Consider the following 22,087-nt stretch of genomic DNA (forward strand, 5'->3'; position numbering starts at 1 on the left):
CTTAGGCACGCTGGCGCTGGGTCTTTTCGAGTTTTCCACGAATTCTTTGCCGCTTTAACGGGGAGAGGTAGTCGACGAAAAGCTTGCCTTCCAAATGATCAATCTCATGTTGCAGGCAAATAGCGAGTAAGCCATCAAGATCATGGGTAAACGTCACTCCATCACGATTTATCGCCGTAACCCGAATACGCTCAGGCCGACGGATAGTTTCGTAAAACCCGGGGACGGAAAGACACCCTTCATCATATTCACCGAGGTTTTCATCGAGAACCTCAATGACAGGATTTATAAAAACTAGAGGTTGGTCTTTGTTCTCTGAAATATCAATCACGATGATGCGCTCGTGAACATCAACTTGAGTTGCCGCTAAACCTATTCCCGGGGCGTCGTACATGGTCTCGAGCATATCGTCGGTTAGCTGCTGCACTCGGGCATCAACTGTTGTGACGGGTGCTGCAACCGTACGTAGTCTTGGGTCTGGAAATTCAAGAATTGACAGTATTGCCATGGTAAGGGCCGTGACGTTGAAGTGGTTTGTAAGGGCATAAGATGGCAGCATTTGCGCTTGCCAGCGCTTACCCGTCGGATCAGACTCGCATTATAGCGCCAGTCAGGGGCTTTCGTCCCAGTAGATAGGTTGTGCATTTGTGTATGGGTTATGCATTTGTGTAAATGAACCGTGGGTCACCGATAATAGCGTTGAGCTCAACCAATACAGCAGTAGACGAGGACAGCCAGATGGCGGATCGATCAGAACGAAATGGCGATAAGCGCTTTTTGTCGAAGTTTGCCCACCTGCGTTTTTACTGGGCGCTGTCGATGGCTTTGGTCTCGGCCTTGTCCTTCGCCCAGCCGCCTGCATCAAATGCGCCAACACTGAAGAATGACGTACCTCTGAACTACGTTGTGCAGCAGGGCGATACGCTTTGGGGTATCAGCGGAGTTTATTTGCAGGAGGCTTGGCGCTGGCCCGAGCTGTGGGAAACCAACCCTCAGGTCGATAATCCTCACCGCATTTATCCCGGGGACGTTTTGTCACTGCGGTGGGAAGGTGGTCGCCCCCGCCTAGCACTGGCAAGCCGTGGAGGCGTCAAACTGTCTCCTAGTGTGCGTAGTCAGCCTCTTGATACCGCGATACCCCCTGTCCCTCGTGATCAGATCGACCCTTTTTTGCGGAATAATCGAATTCTCGAGTCTGGAGTTTTTCCCGATTTACCGTATGTCATAGCTGGGGACGCCCAACGTATTATCAGCGGTCTTGGCGATCGTATTTATGTGCGTGGGCTGGTGGCTACCGGCGATCAAGTATTTGGCATCATTCGACAGGGCAACCCGATTTTAGATCCGTTAACGCAGGAAGTTTTGGGTATTTCGGCGCTGGATATCGGCAGTGCCTCGCTGTCCTCCGCGGGAGCGGAGGCGGCGTCAGATGCCGTGAAGGAGTTCGAAATCACACGAATGACGGAAGAAATCCGCATCGGTGATCGGTTGATTCCTTTATCGGAAGGCGTCTTGGACTCTTTTTTCCAGCCCAAATCACCCGACACTGAAATTGAAAACGGCTTTATGGTGGCGGTCAGTTCCGGAGTGACTCAAATCGGTCCGATGAACATCGTCACGATTAACCGCGGTGACCGTGAAGGGCTTATGGTCGGCGATGTTCTAGCGATTTATCAAACAGGCGAGGTTGTTCAGGACCCCCTACAGCAAGAAATGGTGGCATTGCCCGACGTTAGGGCGGGTGTTTTGATGGTTTTTGCTGTTTATGAAAAAGCCAGTTTTGGTTTGGTGTTGACAGCGTCACGGCCTCTTGCCGTTGGCGATAAAGTTAAAAACCCCTGATTCCCGCGTTTCGCCGGATAGGTCTCATCAAAAAAATGCTTGCGTTTCACGGGCTCAAGGAAGAGCGCTATGTCTTATTTGCTCGCAAGGGATGCGGCAGCGGATCAACTCTGGTTTGAGTTTCTCACCACGAAGTTATTCGATCGTGCCTCGAAGAAAAAACTGCTGGCACAGGGTTTTACGCCCCCGGGGCTGTTAAAGGCTGGTGGTGCACCTTTTGTTAGCGAAGGCGAAGCAAAAGCTTTATTGGGGGGATCGAAGGCGCTAATTCGTGCCAACGTAAAACCCTTTGCGCCCTGTCACTTACTCCCCTGGGGCAAACAACCTACAAGTGGCACGCACTACCCCAAACTATTAAGTGAACTTTCCGACGCTCCTCTCGCCTTATTTTTCAGCGGCGACCCCACCTGTTTGAGTCGCCCTGCAATTGCCATTGTGGGTACTCGAAGACCCTCCAAAGATGGGCTCGCACTAGCTGATCAGATGGGCTACGAGTTGGCGTCTGCAGGGTTTCTGGTGGTCAGTGGGTTGGCTCACGGTATTGATGCCGCTGCTCATCGCGGGGCCTTACGCAGTGGCGGTCAAACACTTGCGGTGATGGCAACAGGAATAGATCGGATCTATCCGGCGCATCATTATCGGCTCGCAGCAGACGTTGCCGCACAAGGTGCTTTGGTTACTGAATTTTGCCCGGGGGTCGCACCGCATCGTGGGCATTTTCCCAGGCGTAATCGGACATTGTCTGGACTATGCCTCGCGACGTTGGTTGTCGAGGCGGGGCATCCTAGTGGTTCGCTGATTACTGCCAACGCGGCGGTGCAGCAGGGAAGAGAGGTGTTTGCCGCACCTTGGTCGCTGTTTCACAAAAACGGTGCAGGGTGTCTACATCTTCTATCTCAAGGTGCGCAGCTCATGACAACGCCATCAGCAATTATTGAACAGCTTGCCGTACATTTGTCTGGGTGGGCCGAATTAGTTTCGGGGGACGCTAGCGATCACTCTGAGATTGCTAAAAATGCACGAACGGCCCCCCTAAACCCGGTCGAGCATCAACTGTTAACCTTGCTCGGTGATGGTGAATTCGACCTGGGGTCTCTTGCCACGGCAATGCAATGCTCTTCTCGCGAAGTACTCACGCTGGTGACACACCTTGAGCTTCAGGGTTATGTAGCGCAGACTTCCGCGGGTTGGAGGGCGGTGAGGCATTTGTGAAGTTACCAGCGCAGCGCATGAATGAAGTGATTAGGCAGGTCGAGTTGGAGGGTGTGGTTGCATGCCCTGCAGAGGCTGTGTGGGGCTTAACCTGCGACCCGCTGTCAGAGGACGCGGTATTGCAGTTGTTGGCAATGAAACACCGCCCTGCCTCAAAGGGTTTGATAATTGTGGCAGCTTCGAGCGCTATGTTTGAACCTCTTTTGACGCCCTTAGATTCTGCGCAGCGCAATGAATTGGAGTTCGGCTGGCCAGGGCCCAATACCTGGCTGGTGCCTAATCGGGGCTTGTACCCCGAGTGGATTACTGGTGATAGCGATGAAATAGCCATTCGCGTCACCAAGGCGCCTGCACTCGCCGCGTTGAGTTATCGACTGGGCAGGCCTTTAGTTTCAACTTCCGCTAATCCAGCGGATGCACAGCCGGCGCGTCACGGTTTTCAAGTGGTGCGTTACTTTGGCCGGGGGCTAGTGCGAGCGCCGGGAGTGGTAGACCTGCGGGCAACACCATCAACGATACGAAGGGCAGGTACTGGCGAAGTTCTGCGCGCTTGAACGCGTTGTTACAGTGTAGGCAACGTTAAGGCTGTAAACGCAATAATCAGTGGGGTATTTATGGACATTAATGCGGTTGAGCAGTACCTGAGAAATTTGCAGACAAGTATTTGTGACGGATTATCGGCGGTTGATGGTTCAAAATCTTTTGAGGAAGAGTCTTGGCAGCGCCCTGAGGGTGGGGGGGGGGATGAGTCGTGTTCTCGCTGAAGGCGCCGTTTTCGAAAAGGCGGGAGTCAACTTCTCTCATGTAAGAGGAGACAGCTTGCCGGGTTCGGCCACAGCGGTTCGACCGCAGTTGGCCGGACGCAGCTTTCAAGCAATGGGTGTGTCCTTGGTGATCCATCCCAAGAACCCTTACGCACCGACGGCCCATGCCAATGTTCGCCTGTTTGTTGCCGAGCAGCCGGGAAAAGATCCGATATGGTGGATGGGCGGTGGTTTTGATTTGACGCCTTATTACGGATTTTTTGATGATGCTGTTCATTGGCATCAAACGGCGGCTGCCGCGTGTGAGCCTTTTGGTCCCGAGGTTTATCCACGATACAAAGCGTGGTGCGATGAGTACTTCCATCTCAAACACCGTAACGAGCCGCGGGGTGTTGGAGGGCTATTTTTCGATGACCTTAATGAGTGGGGTTTCGATAAAACCTTTGCCTTTATGCGCAGCGTGGGCGATCACTTTCTGGAAGGTTATGTTCCTATTGTTGAGCGCAGAAAGGGCGCCAGTTATGGGGAGCGCGAACGTCAATGGCAGTTGTATCGACGCGGCCGTTACGTCGAATTCAACTTGGTTTACGACCGCGGAACGTTATTTGGCTTGCAGTCTAACGGCCGCACAGAGTCTATTTTGATGTCTTTACCACCGCTGGTTCGGTGGGAGTATGGGCACAAGGCTGAGCCCGGTACTCCCGAAGCACAGTTGACGGATTATTTTTTGGCGCCTCGCGACTGGCTGTCTGCCGAGAAAGATGGGGCGCCTTCTTGAATCAATCCCAAGCCAGCTATGCGGTTTTTGGTAATCCGATTAAGCACTCTAAATCTCCAGCGATTCACCAAGCTTTTGCTGAGCAGCTTAAAGAGTCTTTGAGTTACCGAGCCGTGCGTGTTGAACACGAACAGTTTGAAGAAAAGGTTCGTGGATTTTTTCAACATGGTGGCTGTGGCCTCAATATTACCGTCCCCTTTAAGGAGCGTGCTTTTGCGTTAGCTGATTCGGCCAGTACCGCTGCAGAACTCGCCGGAGCGTCTAACTGTTTGGTGCCCCAACAAGGGGGTGGCTTGCATGCAACAAATACTGATGGTGTTGGCATGGTTAGAGACATGGTGGCTAACCTCGGGTGGCAGCTTCAGGGGCGCCGAACTCTAATTATTGGTGCCGGCGGTGCCGTTCGTGGAATTGTTCACCCGTTATTAAGTGAGCGCCCTGGCTCTCTAACCATCGTTAATCGCACGCAAGATCGGGCTCAGCAGTTGGCCGAACGGTTGGCCAACACCCAGATAAAGGTTGACGCCGGTGGGCTAGAGTCGGTGGCAGGGGTCTTTGATTTGGTGATTAACGGAACCAGCGCCAGTTTAGAGGATGCGATGCCTGCTTTGCCTAATATTCAATTGGCGCCTAAATGTTGTTGTTACGATCTTGTTTATGCAGCAGAGCCCACAGCTTTTATGCGTTGGTCAGCGTCACAGGCAGCGTGGGCTATTTCCGACGGTCTTGGCATGCTGGTCGAGCAGGCCGCAGAGAGCTATTACTTGTGGCGAGGGCAGCGCCCTGCCACTGACCCAGTCATTAGTGCCCTGCGTCATGTTTTGACGGTAGGTTCGTTAAGTTGACGGTATGTCGTCGAGATACTTCTGTTTGAGGCGAGCGTAGTTTTCTGCGCTGTAGCTCAAGAAGTTGCGCTCCTTGTCGGTGATTTCTCGCATAGGTTTTGCCGGGCTGCCGCCATAGAGCCAACCGCTTTTTAACTGTTTACCGGGAGTCACCAAGGAGCCCCCGGCGATCATAACCTCATCGGCGACGACGGCGCCGTCCATGACGATGGCTCCCATGCCCACTAAAACCCGATCACCCAGCGTACAGCCGTGAAGTACAGCTCTATGCCCTACGGTCACTTGGCGACCAATGATTAGAGGGTACCCGTCGGGATTAAAATCTCCAGCATGGGTAATATGGAGGACCGAATTGTCTTGAATATTCGTACCATCACCGATGCTTATTCGATGCATATCGGCACGTATTGAGCAGTTACCCCAGATACTCACGTCATCGCCCAAGGCAATATCGCCTAAAACCACTGCGGTTGGATCCACCATAACGCGCGCACCAAGTTGTGGCTTTGTTCCACACCAGGCTCTGATGTTGTCCTCTGCTCGGTAGGAAACGGTTCGCATGTTGAGTACCTCGTAAGTCATTTAGAATGCTGCGGTAAACTGCGCGCTATTAAACATTAATATGGGAAACTCATGCCATGACTGAAAAGGATTCACCCCAGCCCAGGCGTTTTATTGCGGGTGCCGTTTGTCCGCGTTGCGGCGTCATGGATCGGATTGTAGTCAGTGGCGATGGTGTGACAAGGGCTTGCATCGATTGTGGTTTTGCTGATGAGCGACCCGGTGATCCTCCAGCGCCGCTCTCTACTCGAGTGTCCCGCGCTTCAGCAAGGCGTGTCGAGACCCCTTCAGATGTTGTGCGTCTCATCGACCCCAACGATAAAAACAAGAGCTGACCTCTTAGTCAGTGGGTGGAGCGCCAAAACTTTCAATCAATATGTAGTGGTATGATCTAAAGGCCTACACAAAATATGCGATTGCTATGGCCCAACAAAGCGTATTGATTCAAATGATCGTGAAAAACACCGCATCCGCTGTGTTTATTGCGTCAGTAGTCTATAATTCCGCCCGCTTTAGCCAGAGCAGCACAACCGGTTAGAGCGAGGCAACCTCAGCACAAAGCGAGCTGTCTGAATAGATTTGGGGGAACACTAGTCGTTTTAAGCAGCCCACACCTTGCGTGGTGGCCGCGGCCTGCGACTGGAAAACATTTTAGGCGCCCGCCCCCGCGTCATCGTGGAGAGGCTGTGATGTCGATCAAGAAAAGTTTAATTACTGCTGGGGCTGCACTCTCAGCCCTACCCGTTGCGGCCTTGGCCCAAAACCAGGTGAACATGTCCCCTGGCGTAACCCAAGTGGGCGCCGAAATTTACGATCTTCACATGCTGATCATGATCATTTGCATTGTGATCGGGGTTGGTGTGTTTGGGGTCATGCTGTACTCGATAATTTATCACCGAAAATCCAAAGGGTTCGTGCCCTCGCAATTCCACGAAAGCACGAAAGTTGAAATCGCGTGGACCGTTGTTCCTTTTCTGATTCTGATTGGCATGGCTGTACCGGCGACTTCAACATTGCTTGAGGTTTATGACAACGATGATGCCGAGCTTGATATTTTGATCACAGGGCATCAATGGAAGTGGCGGTACGAGTACCTCAACGCCGATGGCGAGAACGTCTCGTTTTTCTCCAACCTAGCAACGCCGCAAGAGGAAATCTACAACTCTGAAGCGAAAGGCGAGCACTACCTACTGGAAGTCGACGAGCCGATGGTGATCCCCGTTAACACCAAAGTCCGCTTTTTGATCACCGCCAATGATGTCATTCACTCATGGTGGGTACCTGAGATTGCGGTCAAGCGTGATGCGATCCCGGGCTTCATCAACGAAGCATGGTCGAAGGTAGAACAAGAAGGAATTTATCGAGGCCAATGCACCGAGCTGTGCGGGTCATATCACGGATTTATGCCAATTGTTGTTCATGCTGTGAGCCACGACGAGTTTGATGGCTGGATGGCCGCTAAGCGCGCAGACAAAGATGCACAAATTGCTGCTGCGTCAGTTGACCTAAGTCTCGATGCCCTGATGACAGAGGGCGAGTCGGTGTACAAAACCCAATGTCTAGCGTGCCACGGTGCGCAGGGTGAGGGCGGTGTCGGTAAAGCCATAGCGGGAAGCTCGATAGCTATGGGTGATCTCGGTGTGCACCTCGATGTAGGTATTAAGGGTGTAGCTGGAACGGCCATGCAGGCCTTCGGCGCGCAGCTGACAGACGTTGAGATGGCTGCTGTCATCACGTACCAGCGCAACGCATTTGGCAACAACACAGGTGACGTGGTGCAGCCATCCGACGTCGCGCAACACAAGCAAGGTTAAGGGGAGATTTAACGATGGGCGATCATCATCACGGTCCGGCCAAGGGTCTGTCACGCTGGCTATTTACGACTAACCACAAGGACATCGGTACGATGTACCTTTGGTTCTCCTTTGCAATGTTTATTCTGGGCGGCACCTTCGCCATGATTATCCGGGCGGAGCTATTCCAGCCGGGTATGCAGTTGGTAGAGCCTGGATTCTTCAACCAAATGACCACGCTACACGGCTTGGTGATGGTGTTCGGAGCCATCATGCCGTCCTTTGTTGGGCTTGCTAACTGGCTCATCCCCATGATGATCGGTGCGCCAGATATGGCACTGCCTCGCATGAACAACTGGAGTTTTTGGATTCTTCCCCCCGGATTTTTGATGTTGGCATCAACACTCTTCATGGAAGGTGGAGCACCGGCGTTCGGCTGGACCTTTTATGCGCCCTTGTCGACTACTTACGCAGCGCCTTCGGTTACCTTCTTTATTTTCGCAATTCACGTACTAGGCATTTCATCGATCATGGGGTCGATCAATATTATTGCGACCATCATGAACATGCGCGCTCCCGGCATGACTTACATGAAGATGCCATTGTTTGTCTGGACGTGGTTTATTACGGCGTTCTTGCTAGTGGCTGTGATGCCAGTTTTGGCGGGTGCAGTGACCATGATGCTCATGGATATCCACTTTGGTACCAGCTTCTTTTCCGCTGCTGGTGGTGGTGATCCGGTACTGTTCCAACATATTTTCTGGTTCTTCGGGCACCCAGAGGTTTACATTATTATTCTGCCAGCCTTTGGTGTGGTTTCTCAGGTAATTCCTGCTTTCTCTCGAAAGCCGCTGTTTGGTTACGCGTCAATGGTTTACGCCACGGCTGCAATCGCCATTCTGTCATTCGTAGTCTGGGCGCACCACATGTACACCGTGGGTATGCCCGTAGCGGGTGAGCTTTTCTTCATGTACGCGACCATGTTGATCGCCGTGCCCACAGGAGTGAAGGTCTTTAACTGGGTGAGCACAATGTGGCGAGGGGCGTTGTCATTTGAAACCCCCATGCTGTTTTCAATAGGCTTCCTGGTACTGTTCACTATCGGCGGGTTCACTGGGCTGATGTTGTCTATCGCCCCTGCTGATTTTCAATACCACGATACTTACTTTGTTGTAGCTCACTTCCATTACGTGATGGTTGCGGGTGCGGTCTTCTCAATGACATCGGCGGTCTACTTTTGGCTACCAAAGTGGACCGGTCGTATGTACAACGAGACCATGGGTAAGGTGCACTTTTGGATCAGCTTCGTGGGCTTCAACGTTACCTTTTTCCCTCAGCACTTTGTGGGATTGGCGGGAATGCCACGCCGAGTTCCGGACTACGCCCTACAGTTTGCCGACTTCAACATGATGTCCTCGATAGGTGCGTTTGTTTACGGAGCCAGCCAAATCTTGTTCCTTTATAACGTTATCGCGACAATTGTTGCGGGGGAAAAGGTTTCTGATGAGCAGGTATGGGACGGTGCCGAGGGGCTTGAGTGGACACTGCCTACGCCCGCGCCGTATCACACCTTCGAAGTGCCCCCCAAGATTGAAGCTACCCCGGCACACGGATAATCGAGAAACCTAGGTGCTTAGACTAAGTCGAAATCCTGGCGCAGACACCGCGATTAAGTTGGCGGCGGTGGCTTGCGCCATGTTTGCTTTTGTTTTCGTCGTGATGGTGCCTTTGTACGACGTACTGTGCGACGCCTTGGGGATTAATGGCAAGACGTCAGACATTGCCTATACTGCTGTCCCAGCAGTGGTCGACACCAGTCGCGAAGTGAAGATTCAGTTTATTGCCACAAATAACGACGGCATGCCCTGGGGGTTTCGACCTCAAGTGACTCAGCTGACAGTGCACCCTGGCGCCGCCACTGATACCTTTTTCTACGCTGAAAATCCGACCAACTTACCCATGATTGCACAGGCGATACCCAGCGTATCGCCGTCCCGTGCCGCGGGATATTTCCACAAAACTGAGTGTTTTTGCTTTAATCAGCAGCCACTAGACGGAATGGCGTCCACCGAGATGCCGTTGCAATTCGTTGTGGATCAGGATCTCCCAAAAGATATCCGTACCATTACACTGTCTTATACACTTTTTGATGTCACAACAATGGCCGGCGGAACTATCGCCGCCCGCTAAACCCGACTCACTCGCCGTGAGCGGAATGATGGAGAACGAACATGGCAGCCACTGAACATGCACCCGCCGGGTATGAGAAATACCATGTACCCGACAGCTCAAGCTTGGCTGTTCGAGCGACCGTTGGACTGATACTCACTGTTTTTGGGGCAGGTCTGCTCCTTAATGATATGACGTTCGGCGACACCCACGAATCTGGCAATGCCAAATGGGTTTTGGCAGCGGGCTTAGCTTTCTTTATTTTTACGCTGGCGAGTTGGTTTCGTACGACCATTCGAGAAAATATGCAGGGCATGAATAGTGCTCAGTTGAACCACAGCTATGTGCTGGGTATGTTCTGGTTTATTTTCTCAGAGGTCATGTTCTTCCTGGCATTTTTCGGCACGCTTTTCTATGTGCGCCAACTCGCTGGGCCGTGGCTCGCGGGAGAGGGCGACGGTGGACGTATGAACGGGCTCCTTTGGCCTGGCTTTGAATTTTCATGGCCGCCAACGATTACCCCTCAAGAGGCAGTAGGCGGTACTGATGTTCAGCCCATTGCCAACAACGGTGCTTTCCTCACGCAGGAACGCAGCATGAGTTTTGCTGACGCCCACCATTGGTATCAGTGGCTGCCAATGTGGAATACGATTATTTTGTTGTCATCAAGCTTTACTGTACACGTAGCGCACACAGCCCTGCTAAAAGACCAGCGTTCAAAGTTTAACCTTTGGCTAGGCATTACCGTTGCCTTGGGTATTATTTTCGTCGGCTTGCAGGCCGCCGAGTATTACGAAGCTTACGCTTTGTACGGTCTGACTTTGAATTCCGGAATATACGGATCAACCTTCTTTATGCTGACCGGCTTCCATGGTTTCCACGTTTTCATGGGCATGACCATGCTGTTGATTCAGCTGCTTCGCTCTGTCAGAGGCCACCATTTCACGTCATCGGATCACTTTGGTTTCGAGGCGTCTAGTTGGTATTGGCACTTCGTTGATGTGGTGTGGGTATTCTTGTTTCTGTTTGTCTACATCCTGTAATAGCGCCAAAGATTAGGGCCGAGCGTTAGGCGAGAGACCACTTATGTTGGTGCTAGCTTAACGCTCTATAGCTTGTTCATCGCGCTCAATCGTGCCGGCGTCCCAAGGATTTTTGTTGCCCAACCGCCCGGTGGCGACCCCGAAGATAATCGTTATGATGAGGGCTGTCGCCAAGCCTAGGCGGATGCCTAATGACGTGAATAACCGTTTTTTCTCAAGGTTTCCTTGGTCTACCATCAGAAAATAGAGCCCGGAACCCAGACTAATGACCAATGCCAGCATGAGTAAAATAATGAGCGTTTTTAGCACCGTAGCGTCCTCAGGGTATTGAACGGCAGTGACCGCTCGTCTACATAAAATGAATGTTGGACCATTGGAGCTATTGTTCGAATGGCGTCTTACAGTGTTTACGTTGCTGCTGTTTCCCGGATTGCTTTATTTGGGGGCCTGGCAACTCGATCGAGCTGAAGAAAAGCGAGAATTGGCACTACGCAATGCACAGCGCCAAAATATGGTAGCACTCTCTCACGATGAACTGTTTCAGCCATTGTTGCAAACGGTGGTTGCGACCGCCGAATGGACAGCGTTAGCCGATCGTAAGGTGTCCGTGGTGGGGCGCCTGAATCCAAAAGATTACCTGCTAATCGACAATCGAATCACTAATGGTCGCTTTGGCTACGAGGTGGTGGCACTGGTAGCGACTGGCAAGGGGCGGGTGCCGGTAAATATGGGGTGGATCGAGGGTGATTCCGCCCGCCGCAGCCTGCCGCAGCCGAACCTAACAAGCGGTGAAGTTCGTCTTACCGGTCGCGTCTACATCCCTGCAGGCACTGCTTATTTACTGGAAGACCAAGCCGCCCCCACCGAATTGCCTGCCGTGGTGCAGGATTACGATGCTCGCAAGTTTGCGCCGTCACTGTCGCAGCTGCTTGATGAGCCAGTGTTGCCAGCTATGGTGCGTATTGCTGCTGAAGACCCCCAGGCATTGTCAGCAAACTGGACGGTTGTTAATCAATCCCCCCAGAAGCACACCGGGTATGCGGTTCAATGGTTTACCATGGCGGCTGTTCTGTTACTCGCTTTTATAGTGCGTAGCTCTAACGTGCTGAGTTTAATGCGTGGTGGTAAGGACCGCTCGCAATCCTGAGGAAATACTATGTCATCACAGTCTGAAACTCGGGGGCAGGGTCGCGCTGTTCTGTTACTGATCGCGGGTATTCCTTTGACCATGATGCTAGCGGCGTCTTGGCTTTGGTACTTTGTCGTGGAGGGTGACCTGAACCTTGTTGGTGCTATTGGTACAGCCAATAACGGGACTTTAATCTCTCCACCTCGTGAGGCGCAGAAGGTCGTGTTTGCCGATGATGCAGGGCGACCTTTTCGTTGGGACGATCTAGAGCCGCGTTGGACTTTGGTTGTCGCCAGTGCGGGGCCCACCTGTGATTCTGTTTGTGAGCGGCGACTCTGGTTTACCCGCCAAATTCACATTGCCTTGGGCCGAGAGTTTAATCGTGTGCGTCGAGTATTTGTTGCAGACCAGTCCAGTGGCAGTGTCTCGATGGTCTCTCCTACTACGAAACCCGAAGGGTGGCCTGCGGGCTTTGAGTCGGGCACCGTACTGGAGTATTTGTCACAAGGGCACAGCGGTTTGGTGGCTTTAGATACAACCCCGGTAATTTTTGCAGGTCTTTTTTCGGAGCTTTCACTCCAGTCACCCGCGCCATCAGGGGGTGGTTGGTATCTCGTTGATCCTGCAGGGTGGGTCATGATGCACTTTCCTGACGACCTCGGTTACAAAGCGGTGATTGCTGACCTCAAATTTTTGCTGAAAAACTCGGGAGGGTAATGATGTCTGAAGCAACAGTCCCGATGACTCCGCTTTGGCGAGACTATCTCGAGCTGACTAAGCCCAGGGTGGTCGCATTGATGATCGTCACGGCTTTGATCGGCATGTGTATGGCAGTGCCAGGTTGGGTACCTTGGCAACCTTTAGTCCTCGGTAATCTTGGTATTGCGCTGTGCGCTGGCGCGGCTGCTGCTATTAACCATATCGTTGATGAGCGCATTGATCTGCAAATGGCGAGAACGCAAACCCGCCCCGTGGCGACAGGACGTATTTCGCAGCGCGACGCTATTCTTTTTGCGACGGCATTAGCCTTGCTCGGGGTTTGGATACTCGTGATGTGGGTGAATGTACTGACCGCCGTACTCACAGTGGCCAGTCTTATTGGCTATGCTTTTATCTACACCATGTTTTTGAAACGAGCGACGCCTCAAAACATTGTGATTGGGGGTTTGGCGGGCGCTGCGCCACCGCTGCTTGGTTGGACTGCGGTTACAGGCGAAGTTCATGGCCATGCGCTGCTGTTGGTCCTCATCATTTTCGCTTGGACGCCACCCCATTTTTGGGCATTGGCGATACACCGACGGGAAGAGTACGCCACGGTGGGTATTCCTATGCTGCCGGTAACCCATGGTGTCGGATTTACGGCACTGCATATTTTGCTCTACACCATCATTATGTTCCTGATTACGCTCATGCCATTTGCTACTCATATGAGTGGCATCATTTATTTGGTGGGTGCGGTCGTATTGGGCGTTATTTTCTTGTACTGGTCTGTTGAAATTATGCGCGGTCGTAACGAACACGCACCTATGAAGACCTTTAAGTATTCGATCACTTACCTTTTGGTACTGTTTATTGTCATGCTGGTTGATCACTGGGTTTTGGGCCTGATGATTTAGCTCGGTAATAGTTGGGAGTTTCTTATTTTGGCATTGGCTACAAAAACGCGAGTTTGGTTCACCGTTGCGGGGATCCTATTGTTTATAGCGGTCATTTTGCTGAGCTTCGTCAATCGTATTCAACAGCCAAGGGTGATGAGCTCTACTGAGATGCAAATAAATGGGTTGTATGTTTTTGATACGCCCAGAGATCCCGGAGCCTTTACGCTCATTGATCACCGGGGTGAGCCCTTTACTAAAGAGTCGCTGAAAGGCCAATGGACGCTGCTGTTTTTTGGGTTTACTCACTGTCCAGACATCTGCCCTACAACGCTGTCCTTTTTGGCAAAGCTCAAGCAAGAGTTGGCAACCACTGAGGCGGCTGATACGCAAGTTGTGATGGTGACGGTAGATCCCGCACGCGATACCCCCGAGGTGTTAGCCGCCTACATTCCCTATTTTGACCCAGAGTTCACTGGCGTTACCGGAGACTTTATTAAAATCTTGAGCTTCGCGAGGAGCTTCAATGCGCCCTTTAGGAAAGTCACTGCAGCTGATGGCACCTATGAGTTGGACCACAGCGCCAATGTTGTGCTGGTAAATCCCAGAGGGGATTACCATGGGTTCTTCAAGGCACCGTTGGATTTAGCAAAGGTTAAGGTGACCTATCGATCAGCGCGTTACCTGTGGGAGGATTAAGTTCATGAGTGGAGCACTCATTTTAATTGACGGTTCTTCCTATCTGTTTCGGGCGTACCACGCGCTACCGCCATTAACCAATTCAAAAGGGTTTAATACTGGAGCGGCCAAGGGCGTCGTCGGCATGATACGACGGCTCGTAGCCGACTACCCTGAGGATCAGGTGGTTGTGGTTTTTGACGCCAAGGGCCCAACGTTTCGCAACGACATCTACGCAGAATACAAAGCTAATCGCCCCCCCATGCCTGATGAATTGCGTGAGCAAATAGAGCCAATTCACACCATGATTCGGGCCATGGGGTTGCCCCTAGTGTGCGTCAGTGGTGTCGAGGCTGATGATGTTATTGGCACGCTTGCCTTGGAGGCAGCAGCGCGCCAGCAGTCGGTGTTGATCTCAACCGGTGATAAGGACATGGCGCAGCTAGTGGGGGACCACGTTACGCTGATAAACACCATGACCAACACAATCATGGACCATAGCGGCGTGGTCGAGAAGTTTGGGGTGCCCCCTGAGCTCATCATTGATTTGCTCGCGCTCCAGGGAGACAAAGTGGACAACATCCCCGGGGTACCCGGGGTCGGTGAAAAGACGGCTCTGGCTCTGCTGCAAAACTTAGGCGGCCTCACTGATATCTACTCAGATTTAACCCGTGTTGCTGATCTGTCTGTGCGCGGAGCAAAAAAATTGGGCGCCCGTCTTGCTGAGCATCGCGAGTCGGCAGAATTGTCTTATCGGCTTGCAACGATCAAAACAGATTGTGATCTCGATCTATCTCCGGAAGATTTATCGGCAAAAGAGCCCGATTCAGCCGAACTGACAAAATGGTACAAGGAGCTTGAATTCAAAGGTTGGCTATCAGACGCCTTGACTGAAAGTGACGTTGCCCCTGCTGGGGAAGCAACACAGGGCGCAGTAGTTGAGCAGTCGACACACCCGCTAGACGTGGTCACGGTGCTTTCGACGTCGCAACTCGATGAATGGATGGACGCTATCGAATCGGCGCCATTGTTTGCCTTTGATACTGAGACAACCAGCCTCAACTACATGCAGGCCGAAATTGTGGGGGTGGCCCTCGCCGTAGCAACTGACAGAGCGGCCTACATACCTTTAGCCCACGATTATCCGGGAGCCCCTGAGCAATTAGATCGGGACACAGTATTGGCGCGATTACGGCCTTTATTGGAAGATTCCAGTCGCTTAAAAGTGGGCCAAAATCTTAAGTATGACGCCAATGTCCTCGCAAATTACGACATCGCCCTGCGTGGAATTGCCCATGACTCGATGCTGGAATCCTACGTCCTAGACGCCACCGGTAGTCGCCATGATATGGACACTTTGGCCCTCAAATATTTGGGAGAAAAAACCACGCATTTTGAGGAGGTCGCGGGTAAAGGCGCTAAGCAAATTACGTTTAATGCGGTGGCCATCGAGCAGGCAGCACCTTACGCAGCTGAAGACGCGGCGGTGACTTTAAAATTGCACCAAAAATTATGGCCCAAGCTGGAAAGTGAGGCTTGTCTAAGCACGCTCTATCGCGATATTGAGTTGCCACTGGTGCCTATTTTATCGCGCATTGAGCGCAATGGTGCCCGAGTCGATCGTCAGCTTTTGGCCGACCAGAGCCATGAGTTGGGTGAGCGCATGGCGACACTCGAGCAAAGCGCCCATGATCTTGCGGGCCAAGCCTTCAATTTGGGATCACCTAAGCAGTTGGGAGAAATACTCTTCCAAAAGCTCGAATTGCCTGTGTTGAAAAAGACACCTAAAGGAGCGCCATCCACCGCAGAGGAGGTTCTCGCCGAGTTAGCCCTCGATTACCCACTGCCCGCCGTCTTGATGGAGTACCGCAGTCTCTCCAAGTTGAGATCGACCTACACTGACCGTCTGCCAGAAATGATTGATCCGGATACCGGTCGCGTACACACGTCCTATCATCAGGCCGTGACGGCCACAGGCCGATTGTCCTCATCGGATCCTAATCTACAAAATATTCCTATTCGAACTGAAGAGGGGCGGCGTATTCGACAGGCCTTTTGTGCGCCCACGGGCCGCAGTATTGTTGCCGCAGATTATTCACAGATCGAACTGAGGATCATGGCCCACTTATCACAGGATCGAGGTCTTCTTGGGGCTTTTGGGGCAAATCTTGACGTGCACAGTGCGACCGCTGCCGAGGTTTTTGGCGTGTCCCTCGAAGAGGTGTCTACCGATCAGCGGCGAGAGGCCAAAGCCATCAATTTTGGCCTTATTTATGGGATGTCAGCCTTTGGATTAGCACGGCAACTCCGTTTGGGACGTCACGAGGCTCAGGCTTATATCGATCGCTATTTTGAGCGGTATCCGGGGGTGGCTGATTACATGACCAAGACCCGGGAGCTTGCCCATAATCAAGGCTACGTCGAGACGCTGTTTGGTCGTCGCTTATATTTGCCTGAAATCAATGCACGCAATAAGAATCGGCAGATGGCTGCAGAGCGCACGGCGATTAATGCCCCTATGCAGGGTAGCGCGGCAGATATCATCAAACTGGCCATGATTGCTGTGGATGAGTGGCTCGATAAAACAGATATTGACGCCTTAATGATCATGCAGGTTCACGATGAGCTGGTGTTTGAGGTTGCTGATAGCGAGGTTTCCCGATTAACCGCAGCAATACCCAACTTGATGGCTGATGTGGCGTCCCTTGATGTGCCCTTGTTGGTTGAAGCTGGCGTGGGTAAAAACTGGGACGAGGCTCACTGATCGGAAGGCGGGTAGGGCTCCTCAAAAACTGAATCATCGGTCAACCAAGTTTTTAGCCGAGTGCGCAGAGCGGGTAACCCGTCGCCCTTCAACGATGAAAACAGTTGCGCGCTGGCTAAATCGCCAAATTCAAGAAGACGGGCCTGCACACTCAGGAGTGTTGCTTTTGCAGGGCCACGCTTGAGTTTATCGGCCTTAGTGAGCAAGGCATGAATGGGCATTTGTGCTTTTGAGGCCCAGCCAATCATTTGTTCGTCGGAATCTGTGAGGGGGTGTCGAATGTCCATCAGTAAAATAAGTCCCCGGAGGCTTTCGCGCCTTTGTAGGTAATCGGCCATATGCTGGTTCCACTCTTTCTTCATTTTGAGGGGAACTTTTGCGTAGCCATAGCCTGGCAAGTCGACGAGTCGCTGGCTGTCGCTGAGCGAAAAAAAGTTAATCAGCTGGGTGCGCCCCGGCGTTCGACTTGTGCGGGCAAGCTTTCGGTTGTCGGTCAGCGTGTTGATAGCACTTGATTTACCGGCGTTGGAGCGTCCCGCGAAGGCGACTTCAGAGCCTGTATCGGAGGGGGCGTTGCCAAGGTTGCTGGCGCTTTGCAGAAAGGAAGCGACCTTAAAATCGAGTTTGGGCAATGGATTTTGGGGGGTTGAATCAAGGGCCATGATTGGCTTTTGTCCCGAGGGGTGATTGTCTATAATGCCACGCCCGTTTTAAAGGGCGAAGCCCAAAAGCTGGGAAAAACGACGTTAGTGTACTAGTGCCGCGAAGGCGCATAATGAGGTCAGGGTATGAAACACATCGCAGGTGTCCGGAACATCCTAAAATTGGCAGGCGCCATCGTGGCAGTCTCTGTCGTTCCGGCCTTTGCTGACGCAGATATGGCCAAGTACGGAAGGTCCTGCGCTATGTGCCATGAATCCGGCGCTGCTGGAGCACCAAAGACGGGTGATGTGAAAGCCTGGGAGCCACGCCTTGCCAAGGGTATGGACGTCCTAATGGAGTCGGTAAAAAATGGGCTCAATGCAATGCCGCCCACCGGCCTTTGCTCTGATTGCACCAATGAAGAATATGAGGCACTCATCAACTACATGGCGTCTGGTGAGTCGTAAATTATTTATAGGAACCCCACAGGGGAAGCGAATTATGGTTAAAACAATCGCAACGGTAGCCTTGGCGCTGCTAAGTTCACTAGGTCATGCTGGAGAGATGTTGCAGGGTGATGCAGTGGCAGGGGAGGCCAAGGCCATAACCTGCGGTGCTTGTCATGGTGCCGATGGTAATAGCGTCGTGCCAAACTTTCCTAAGCTTGCGGGCCTGGGCGACAAGTATCTGCTTAAGCAAATGAAAGATATCCGCGACGGACGTCGCGTGGTCGCGGCAATGGCGGGACAGGTCGATAATATGTCCGATCAAGACCTCGCTGACATTGCCGCGTTTTACGATCAGCAGGTGCGCACACCAGAGTTAGCTGATGCGGAATTGATGGCGCTCGGTCGCAAGGTATACATGGCGGGCATCATGGAGCGAAAGGTTGCCGCTTGCTCGGGTTGCCATAGCCCATCGGGCAAGGGCAATGGCCCCGGTGGTTTCCCGGGTCTTGCTGGCCAGCATCCAGAGTATATTGCCGCGCAGTTGAAGATGTTTCGAATGGGCTACGAAGACCCTGCTGGACGCACCAACGACAGCGACAGCAAAATCATGCGCGCAACAGCCTTTGAGCTGAGTGACAAGGAGATCGAAGCAGTGGCTAGTTACGCCGCGGGCCTTCGTTAAATTTTACGGGAACCACAGGCGGCCCAAGCCTGTCTAATGAGACACAAATGTGCTCGCTGCGGCGCAAGTGGTGAGCTAGAGGTAGCTATTTAGCCATCGGGCAAGCAAAACAGTGGAGAAGAGCATGAACACAATTCGACGCAATATTTTGGTGGCACTGGTCGCTTTGCTTGCCTTACCTTGCTTGGCTTGGGCAGAAACTCAGTGGCAGGAAGGTGAGCATTACACCGTTGTGAACCCTGCGGTGCGAGTGGGACCTACCGACCAAGTCATTGTTACCGAGTTCTTTTGGTACGGTTGTGGCCACTGCTATACCTTCGAGCCTATGCTGCAGGCATGGAAAAAGTCCTTACCTGAGGGGTCGCGCTTGCAGCCTTCCCCAGCGGCGTGGAATGACGGCATGAAATTGCACGCTAAGGCTTACTTCACGGCGGAGACGTTAGACGTGTTAGAGCCAATGCACGACGCTATCTTCAAAGCCATGCACGTCGAAAGAAATCGATTGGGTTCAAAAAGCGCAATCCGTGAGCTTTTTGTCTCTAACGGTGTTGCTGCGGACGACTTTGATCGGGCTTTTGATTCTTTTGGTGTTAACAGCCAGGTGAGTCAAGCCGAAGCGCGAGCGCGATCGGCAAAAATTTCCGGCACTCCGTCGGTGCTGGTCAATGGCAAATACCTGATCGAGGCGCGAAAAGCCGGCAGTCAGGCCAATATGCTGAAGATTGCTGAATTCCTAGTACAGCAGGAACTGGCCAACAAGTCCTAGTGCTTGCGGTTTCAGCCCCCGATGTGGTTCAGGGGCAAGCCCGCATGAGTGACCACTTTCCGGAGCTCAAAGCTTGAGTGAACACCGGACACGCCCGGGATGCAGGTCAGTTTCCCTAATAGGAATCTTTCATAGTGCACCATGTCGGCGACGACGGCTTTAATCAAATAGTCAGCGCTTTGACCCGTCACCACGCAGCACTCTATAACTTCCGGATACTGCGCAACCTCCTCTTCAAACGCCGCGAACCGCTCAGGCGTGTGTTCGTCCATTGTGATCCCAATGTGGGCGGTGAGAGCCAAGCCCAGCTTTGATTGGTCCAGTAAAGTAATGCGTTCAACGATAACCCCGGCCGCCTCTAACCGCTTCACGCGTCTGGCACAGGGTGTTGCGGTCAGTCCGACGCGGTCAGCAAGTTCGAGGTTACTTAAACCGGCATTGCGCTGGAGTAAATCAAGGATTTTTAGGTCTATTCGATCAATTTCTATTTCAGGCATTATTAGTTTATTTCCCTAAAAATATGGCAATAAGATACTATATATTGCTTTGTATGACCAAATAGTTGGGTTATTTGGACAAAAAAACTCTAAAACTCGCGTTACACTAGACCAACGACAGCCACAGAATTTTTGCCCATGAAACCGACAACGTCCTCGAGTTTTGATGCCCGTAAATACCGGCCCTTCACGCCGATTTCAAAAGTAGATCGGCGCTGGCCCGATCGGGTGATCGAACGGGCGCCCCAGTGGTGCTCCGTTGACCTGCGGGATGGAAATCAGGCGTTGGTGGAACCTATGAACGCCCAGCAAAAGCTCCGTCTGTGGGAGCAGCTGGTGGACATTGGTTTTAAGACAATTGAGGTGGGATTCCCCTCGGCCTCTAGCCATGACTTTGATTTTTTGCGAAAGCTAATCACTGAGGAGCGCATTCCTGATGATGTGACGGTTCAAGTGCTAGTTCAAGCTCGGGCGGAACTGATTGCCAAAACCTTCGAAGCTTTACGTGGGGTTAAACGTGCTGTTGTGCATTTTTACAACTCGACGTCGACGGTCCAACGCCGAGACGTTTTCAAGCTTGATAAGGCCGGTATTACTGAGATTGCGGTTGAAGGCGCTAAGCTCGTCAAGGCAGAGGCAGACCGCCACCCGGAGACCGAGTGGACCTTTGAGTACAGTCCAGAAAGCTTTACCGGTACGGAACTCGATTTTGCCGTCGAAATTTGTGATGCGGTTAATCAGGTGCTGAGGCCAACACCTGAGCAGCCAGTGATTATTAATTTGCCGGCGACCGTTGAAATGAGCACCCCTAATATTTATGCCGACCAGATAGAATGGTTTTGCGATCACGTGGCCAACCGCGACGCGATACTTATTTCACTTCATACCCATAACGATCGCGGCTGTGCGGTAGCTGCAGGAGAGCTGGGTGTGATGGCAGGGGCCGACCGTGTCGAGGGCACGCTCATGGGTAACGGCGAGCGCACCGGTAATATGGATATCGTCACCATGGCGATGAATTTATACAGCCAAGGTATCGACCCCGAGCTTAAGTTTGACAATATGGACGCTATTATTGCCACCGTTCGGGACTGTACCCAGTTACCAGTTCATCCTCGTCACCCCTACGCGGGGGAGTTGGTGTTCACCGCTTTTTCAGGAAGCCATCAAGATGCGATTAATAAGTGCCTTGCCCTTAGGGGTGATGAAGATGCGTGGGATGTGGCGTATTTGCCCATTGACCCACACGATATTGGCCGAACCTACCAAGAGGTGATTCGCATCAACAGCCAGTCTGGCAAAGGCGGAGTGGCTTACGTTTTATACCGGGATCATGGGTACGACTTGCCCAGGTGGCTGCAAATTGATTTCAGCAGCGCCGTACAACACCTTGCTGAGCAGAGTGAGGCAGAGGTTGCCTCAGACCAGATTCATCAATTGTTTTGCGACACTTATTTGAACGTTCCCGGTGCCTGGAGTCTAGGTCGGTATGAGGTCACCAAAGACGATACGGAACATCAATTAACGGCTGTGCTGGGCGCCGGTGACTCAGAGATACGAATCCAGGGTCGAGGCACGGGGGTACTAGATGCCTTTATCGACGCGATGGAACAGGTGACGGGTAAAAAGATGGTGCTGGTGGAGTACAGCGAGCACACCCTGGGCCAGAGTTCCGATGCCGAGGCGGTTTGCTACGTGCAGCTCAATATCGACGGGGCAAGACCTTGCGGTGTTGGGCGCAGTAACGACATTGTGCAGGCCACCCTAAATGCCATCCTCTCCGCCCTGAAGGGTCATTGTCAGCTGACCGAACAAGTCGCTTAGCGGTCTCGGCGCCCGATAGCTGTTAAACGTGACTCCCTATGTCACACTACAGGC

General features: G+C 52.4%; 25 protein-coding genes. 20 read left to right on the forward strand and 5 right to left on the reverse strand.

Features of this window, described 5'->3' with window-relative positions; all coding sequences use genetic code 11:
• Position 1 precedes the first annotated feature (1 nt).
• On the reverse strand, positions 2-508 hold the full coding sequence (gene def / locus ACMAY6_RS00065) for a peptide deformylase (protein WP_435216065.1): 507 nt from the start codon (positions 506-508) through the stop codon (positions 2-4).
• Positions 509-738: 230 nt separating this feature from the next.
• Between def and ACMAY6_RS00070 the strand changes: the two genes are divergently transcribed.
• The 6 genes from ACMAY6_RS00070 to aroE all read left to right on the forward strand — a co-directional run bounded on the left by ACMAY6_RS00070 (position 739) and on the right by aroE (position 5,441).
• Positions 739-1,842 (forward strand): LysM peptidoglycan-binding domain-containing protein, encoded by a 1,104-nt coding sequence (locus ACMAY6_RS00070; protein WP_435213359.1) that lies wholly within the window; start codon positions 739-741, stop codon positions 1,840-1,842.
• Between the two features lie 69 nt (positions 1,843-1,911).
• The gene (gene dprA / locus ACMAY6_RS00075; protein ID WP_435213361.1) at positions 1,912-3,054 is read left to right on the forward strand and encodes a DNA-processing protein DprA; all 1,143 of its coding nucleotides are present in this window, start codon (positions 1,912-1,914) and stop codon (positions 3,052-3,054) included.
• Positions 3,051-3,608: a Sua5/YciO/YrdC/YwlC family protein gene (locus tag ACMAY6_RS00080; RefSeq protein WP_435213363.1), complete on the forward strand. Its 558-nt coding sequence runs from the start codon at positions 3,051-3,053 to the stop codon at positions 3,606-3,608. Before dprA ends, ACMAY6_RS00080 begins: the two co-directional genes overlap by 4 nt.
• A gap of 60 nt (positions 3,609-3,668) precedes the next feature.
• Positions 3,669-3,818 (forward strand): coproporphyrinogen III oxidase, encoded by a 150-nt coding sequence (locus ACMAY6_RS00085; protein ID WP_435216103.1) that lies wholly within the window; start codon positions 3,669-3,671, stop codon positions 3,816-3,818.
• Complete coding sequence (hemF, locus tag ACMAY6_RS00090) at positions 3,757-4,596, forward strand: oxygen-dependent coproporphyrinogen oxidase (RefSeq protein ID WP_435216067.1); 840 nt, start codon at positions 3,757-3,759, stop codon at positions 4,594-4,596. Before ACMAY6_RS00085 ends, hemF begins: the two co-directional genes overlap by 62 nt.
• Positions 4,593-5,441, forward strand: coding sequence for a shikimate dehydrogenase (gene aroE, locus ACMAY6_RS00095; protein WP_435213365.1), 849 nt, complete (start codon positions 4,593-4,595; stop codon positions 5,439-5,441). The genes hemF and aroE overlap by 4 nt, the downstream gene beginning before the upstream one ends.
• Here aroE and ACMAY6_RS00100 read toward each other — a convergent pair.
• Positions 5,433-6,002, reverse strand: coding sequence for a gamma carbonic anhydrase family protein (locus tag ACMAY6_RS00100; RefSeq protein ID WP_435216069.1), 570 nt, complete (start codon positions 6,000-6,002; stop codon positions 5,433-5,435). The two genes, aroE and ACMAY6_RS00100, sit on opposite strands and share 9 nt — an antisense overlap.
• Positions 6,003-6,079: 77 nt before the next feature.
• Between ACMAY6_RS00100 and ACMAY6_RS00105 the strand changes: the two genes are divergently transcribed.
• The 5 genes from ACMAY6_RS00105 (at position 6,080) to ACMAY6_RS00125 (ending at position 11,007) form a co-directional block, all read left to right on the forward strand.
• On the forward strand, positions 6,080-6,337 hold the full coding sequence (locus ACMAY6_RS00105; RefSeq protein WP_435213367.1) for a YheV family putative metal-binding protein: 258 nt from the start codon (positions 6,080-6,082) through the stop codon (positions 6,335-6,337).
• 354 nt (positions 6,338-6,691) lie between these two features.
• On the forward strand, positions 6,692-7,816 hold the full coding sequence (coxB, locus tag ACMAY6_RS00110) for a cytochrome c oxidase subunit II (RefSeq protein ID WP_435213369.1): 1,125 nt from the start codon (positions 6,692-6,694) through the stop codon (positions 7,814-7,816).
• A gap of 14 nt (positions 7,817-7,830) precedes the next feature.
• Complete coding sequence (gene ctaD / locus ACMAY6_RS00115; RefSeq protein ID WP_435213370.1) at positions 7,831-9,411, forward strand: cytochrome c oxidase subunit I; 1,581 nt, start codon at positions 7,831-7,833, stop codon at positions 9,409-9,411.
• A 13-nt stretch (positions 9,412-9,424) separates the two neighbouring features.
• Entirely contained in the window at positions 9,425-9,985 is a 561-nt protein-coding gene (locus tag ACMAY6_RS00120; protein ID WP_435213372.1) for a cytochrome c oxidase assembly protein, read from the forward strand.
• Between the two features lie 41 nt (positions 9,986-10,026).
• The gene (locus tag ACMAY6_RS00125) at positions 10,027-11,007 is read left to right on the forward strand and encodes a cytochrome c oxidase subunit 3 (protein ID WP_435213374.1); all 981 of its coding nucleotides are present in this window, start codon (positions 10,027-10,029) and stop codon (positions 11,005-11,007) included.
• Between the two features lie 57 nt (positions 11,008-11,064).
• Here ACMAY6_RS00125 and ACMAY6_RS00130 read toward each other — a convergent pair whose 3' ends face one another.
• Positions 11,065-11,316, reverse strand: coding sequence for a DUF2909 domain-containing protein (locus tag ACMAY6_RS00130; RefSeq protein WP_435213376.1), 252 nt, complete (start codon positions 11,314-11,316; stop codon positions 11,065-11,067).
• 28 nt (positions 11,317-11,344) lie between these two features.
• On the opposite strand from ACMAY6_RS00130, the gene ACMAY6_RS00135 reads away from it, so the two are divergent.
• Genes ACMAY6_RS00135 through polA form a run of 5 tightly spaced genes read left to right on the forward strand, consistent with a single transcriptional unit; the run spans position 11,345 to position 17,173 of the window.
• A complete protein-coding gene (locus ACMAY6_RS00135; protein WP_435213378.1) occupies positions 11,345-12,154 on the forward strand; it encodes an SURF1 family protein in 810 nt (269 codons plus the stop codon).
• Positions 12,155-12,163: 9 nt separating this feature from the next.
• Complete coding sequence (locus tag ACMAY6_RS00140) at positions 12,164-12,853, forward strand: hypothetical protein (protein WP_435213380.1); 690 nt, start codon at positions 12,164-12,166, stop codon at positions 12,851-12,853.
• Positions 12,853-13,752 (forward strand): heme o synthase, encoded by a 900-nt coding sequence (gene cyoE, locus ACMAY6_RS00145; protein ID WP_435213381.1) that lies wholly within the window; start codon positions 12,853-12,855, stop codon positions 13,750-13,752. The genes ACMAY6_RS00140 and cyoE overlap by 1 nt, the downstream gene beginning before the upstream one ends.
• Positions 13,753-13,779: 27 nt before the next feature.
• Positions 13,780-14,430, forward strand: coding sequence for an SCO family protein (locus tag ACMAY6_RS00150; protein WP_435213383.1), 651 nt, complete (start codon positions 13,780-13,782; stop codon positions 14,428-14,430).
• A 4-nt stretch (positions 14,431-14,434) separates the two neighbouring features.
• On the forward strand, positions 14,435-17,173 hold the full coding sequence (polA, locus tag ACMAY6_RS00155; RefSeq protein ID WP_435213385.1) for a DNA polymerase I: 2,739 nt from the start codon (positions 14,435-14,437) through the stop codon (positions 17,171-17,173).
• Here the strand turns inward: polA and yihA are convergent.
• The gene (yihA, locus tag ACMAY6_RS00160; protein WP_435213387.1) at positions 17,167-17,835 is read right to left on the reverse strand and encodes a ribosome biogenesis GTP-binding protein YihA/YsxC; all 669 of its coding nucleotides are present in this window, start codon (positions 17,833-17,835) and stop codon (positions 17,167-17,169) included. The two genes, polA and yihA, sit on opposite strands and share 7 nt — an antisense overlap.
• 126 nt (positions 17,836-17,961) lie before the next feature.
• Between yihA and ACMAY6_RS00165 the strand changes: the two genes are divergently transcribed.
• From ACMAY6_RS00165 to ACMAY6_RS00175, 3 genes are all read left to right on the forward strand, one after another.
• The gene (locus ACMAY6_RS00165) at positions 17,962-18,282 is read left to right on the forward strand and encodes a c-type cytochrome (protein WP_435213389.1); all 321 of its coding nucleotides are present in this window, start codon (positions 17,962-17,964) and stop codon (positions 18,280-18,282) included.
• A gap of 34 nt (positions 18,283-18,316) precedes the next feature.
• Positions 18,317-18,946, forward strand: a complete 630-nt coding sequence (locus ACMAY6_RS00170) for a c-type cytochrome (protein WP_435213391.1) — start codon at positions 18,317-18,319, stop codon at positions 18,944-18,946.
• 124 nt (positions 18,947-19,070) lie between these two features.
• A complete protein-coding gene (locus ACMAY6_RS00175; protein ID WP_435213392.1) occupies positions 19,071-19,712 on the forward strand; it encodes a thiol:disulfide interchange protein DsbA/DsbL in 642 nt (213 codons plus the stop codon).
• Positions 19,713-19,723: 11 nt separating this feature from the next.
• On the opposite strand, the gene ACMAY6_RS00180 is transcribed toward ACMAY6_RS00175, so the two are convergent.
• A complete protein-coding gene (locus tag ACMAY6_RS00180) occupies positions 19,724-20,209 on the reverse strand; it encodes an Lrp/AsnC family transcriptional regulator (protein WP_435213394.1) in 486 nt (161 codons plus the stop codon).
• Positions 20,210-20,347: 138 nt separating this feature from the next.
• Between ACMAY6_RS00180 and leuA the strand changes: the two genes are divergently transcribed.
• Positions 20,348-22,033, forward strand: coding sequence for a 2-isopropylmalate synthase (leuA, locus tag ACMAY6_RS00185; protein ID WP_435213396.1), 1,686 nt, complete (start codon positions 20,348-20,350; stop codon positions 22,031-22,033).
• The last annotated feature ends 54 nt before the right edge of the window (positions 22,034-22,087 follow it).

Origin of the sequence: Luminiphilus sp. nBUS_16 (genome assembly GCF_051201645.1) — a bacterium.
Lineage (GTDB): Bacteria > Pseudomonadota > Gammaproteobacteria > Pseudomonadales > Halieaceae > Luminiphilus.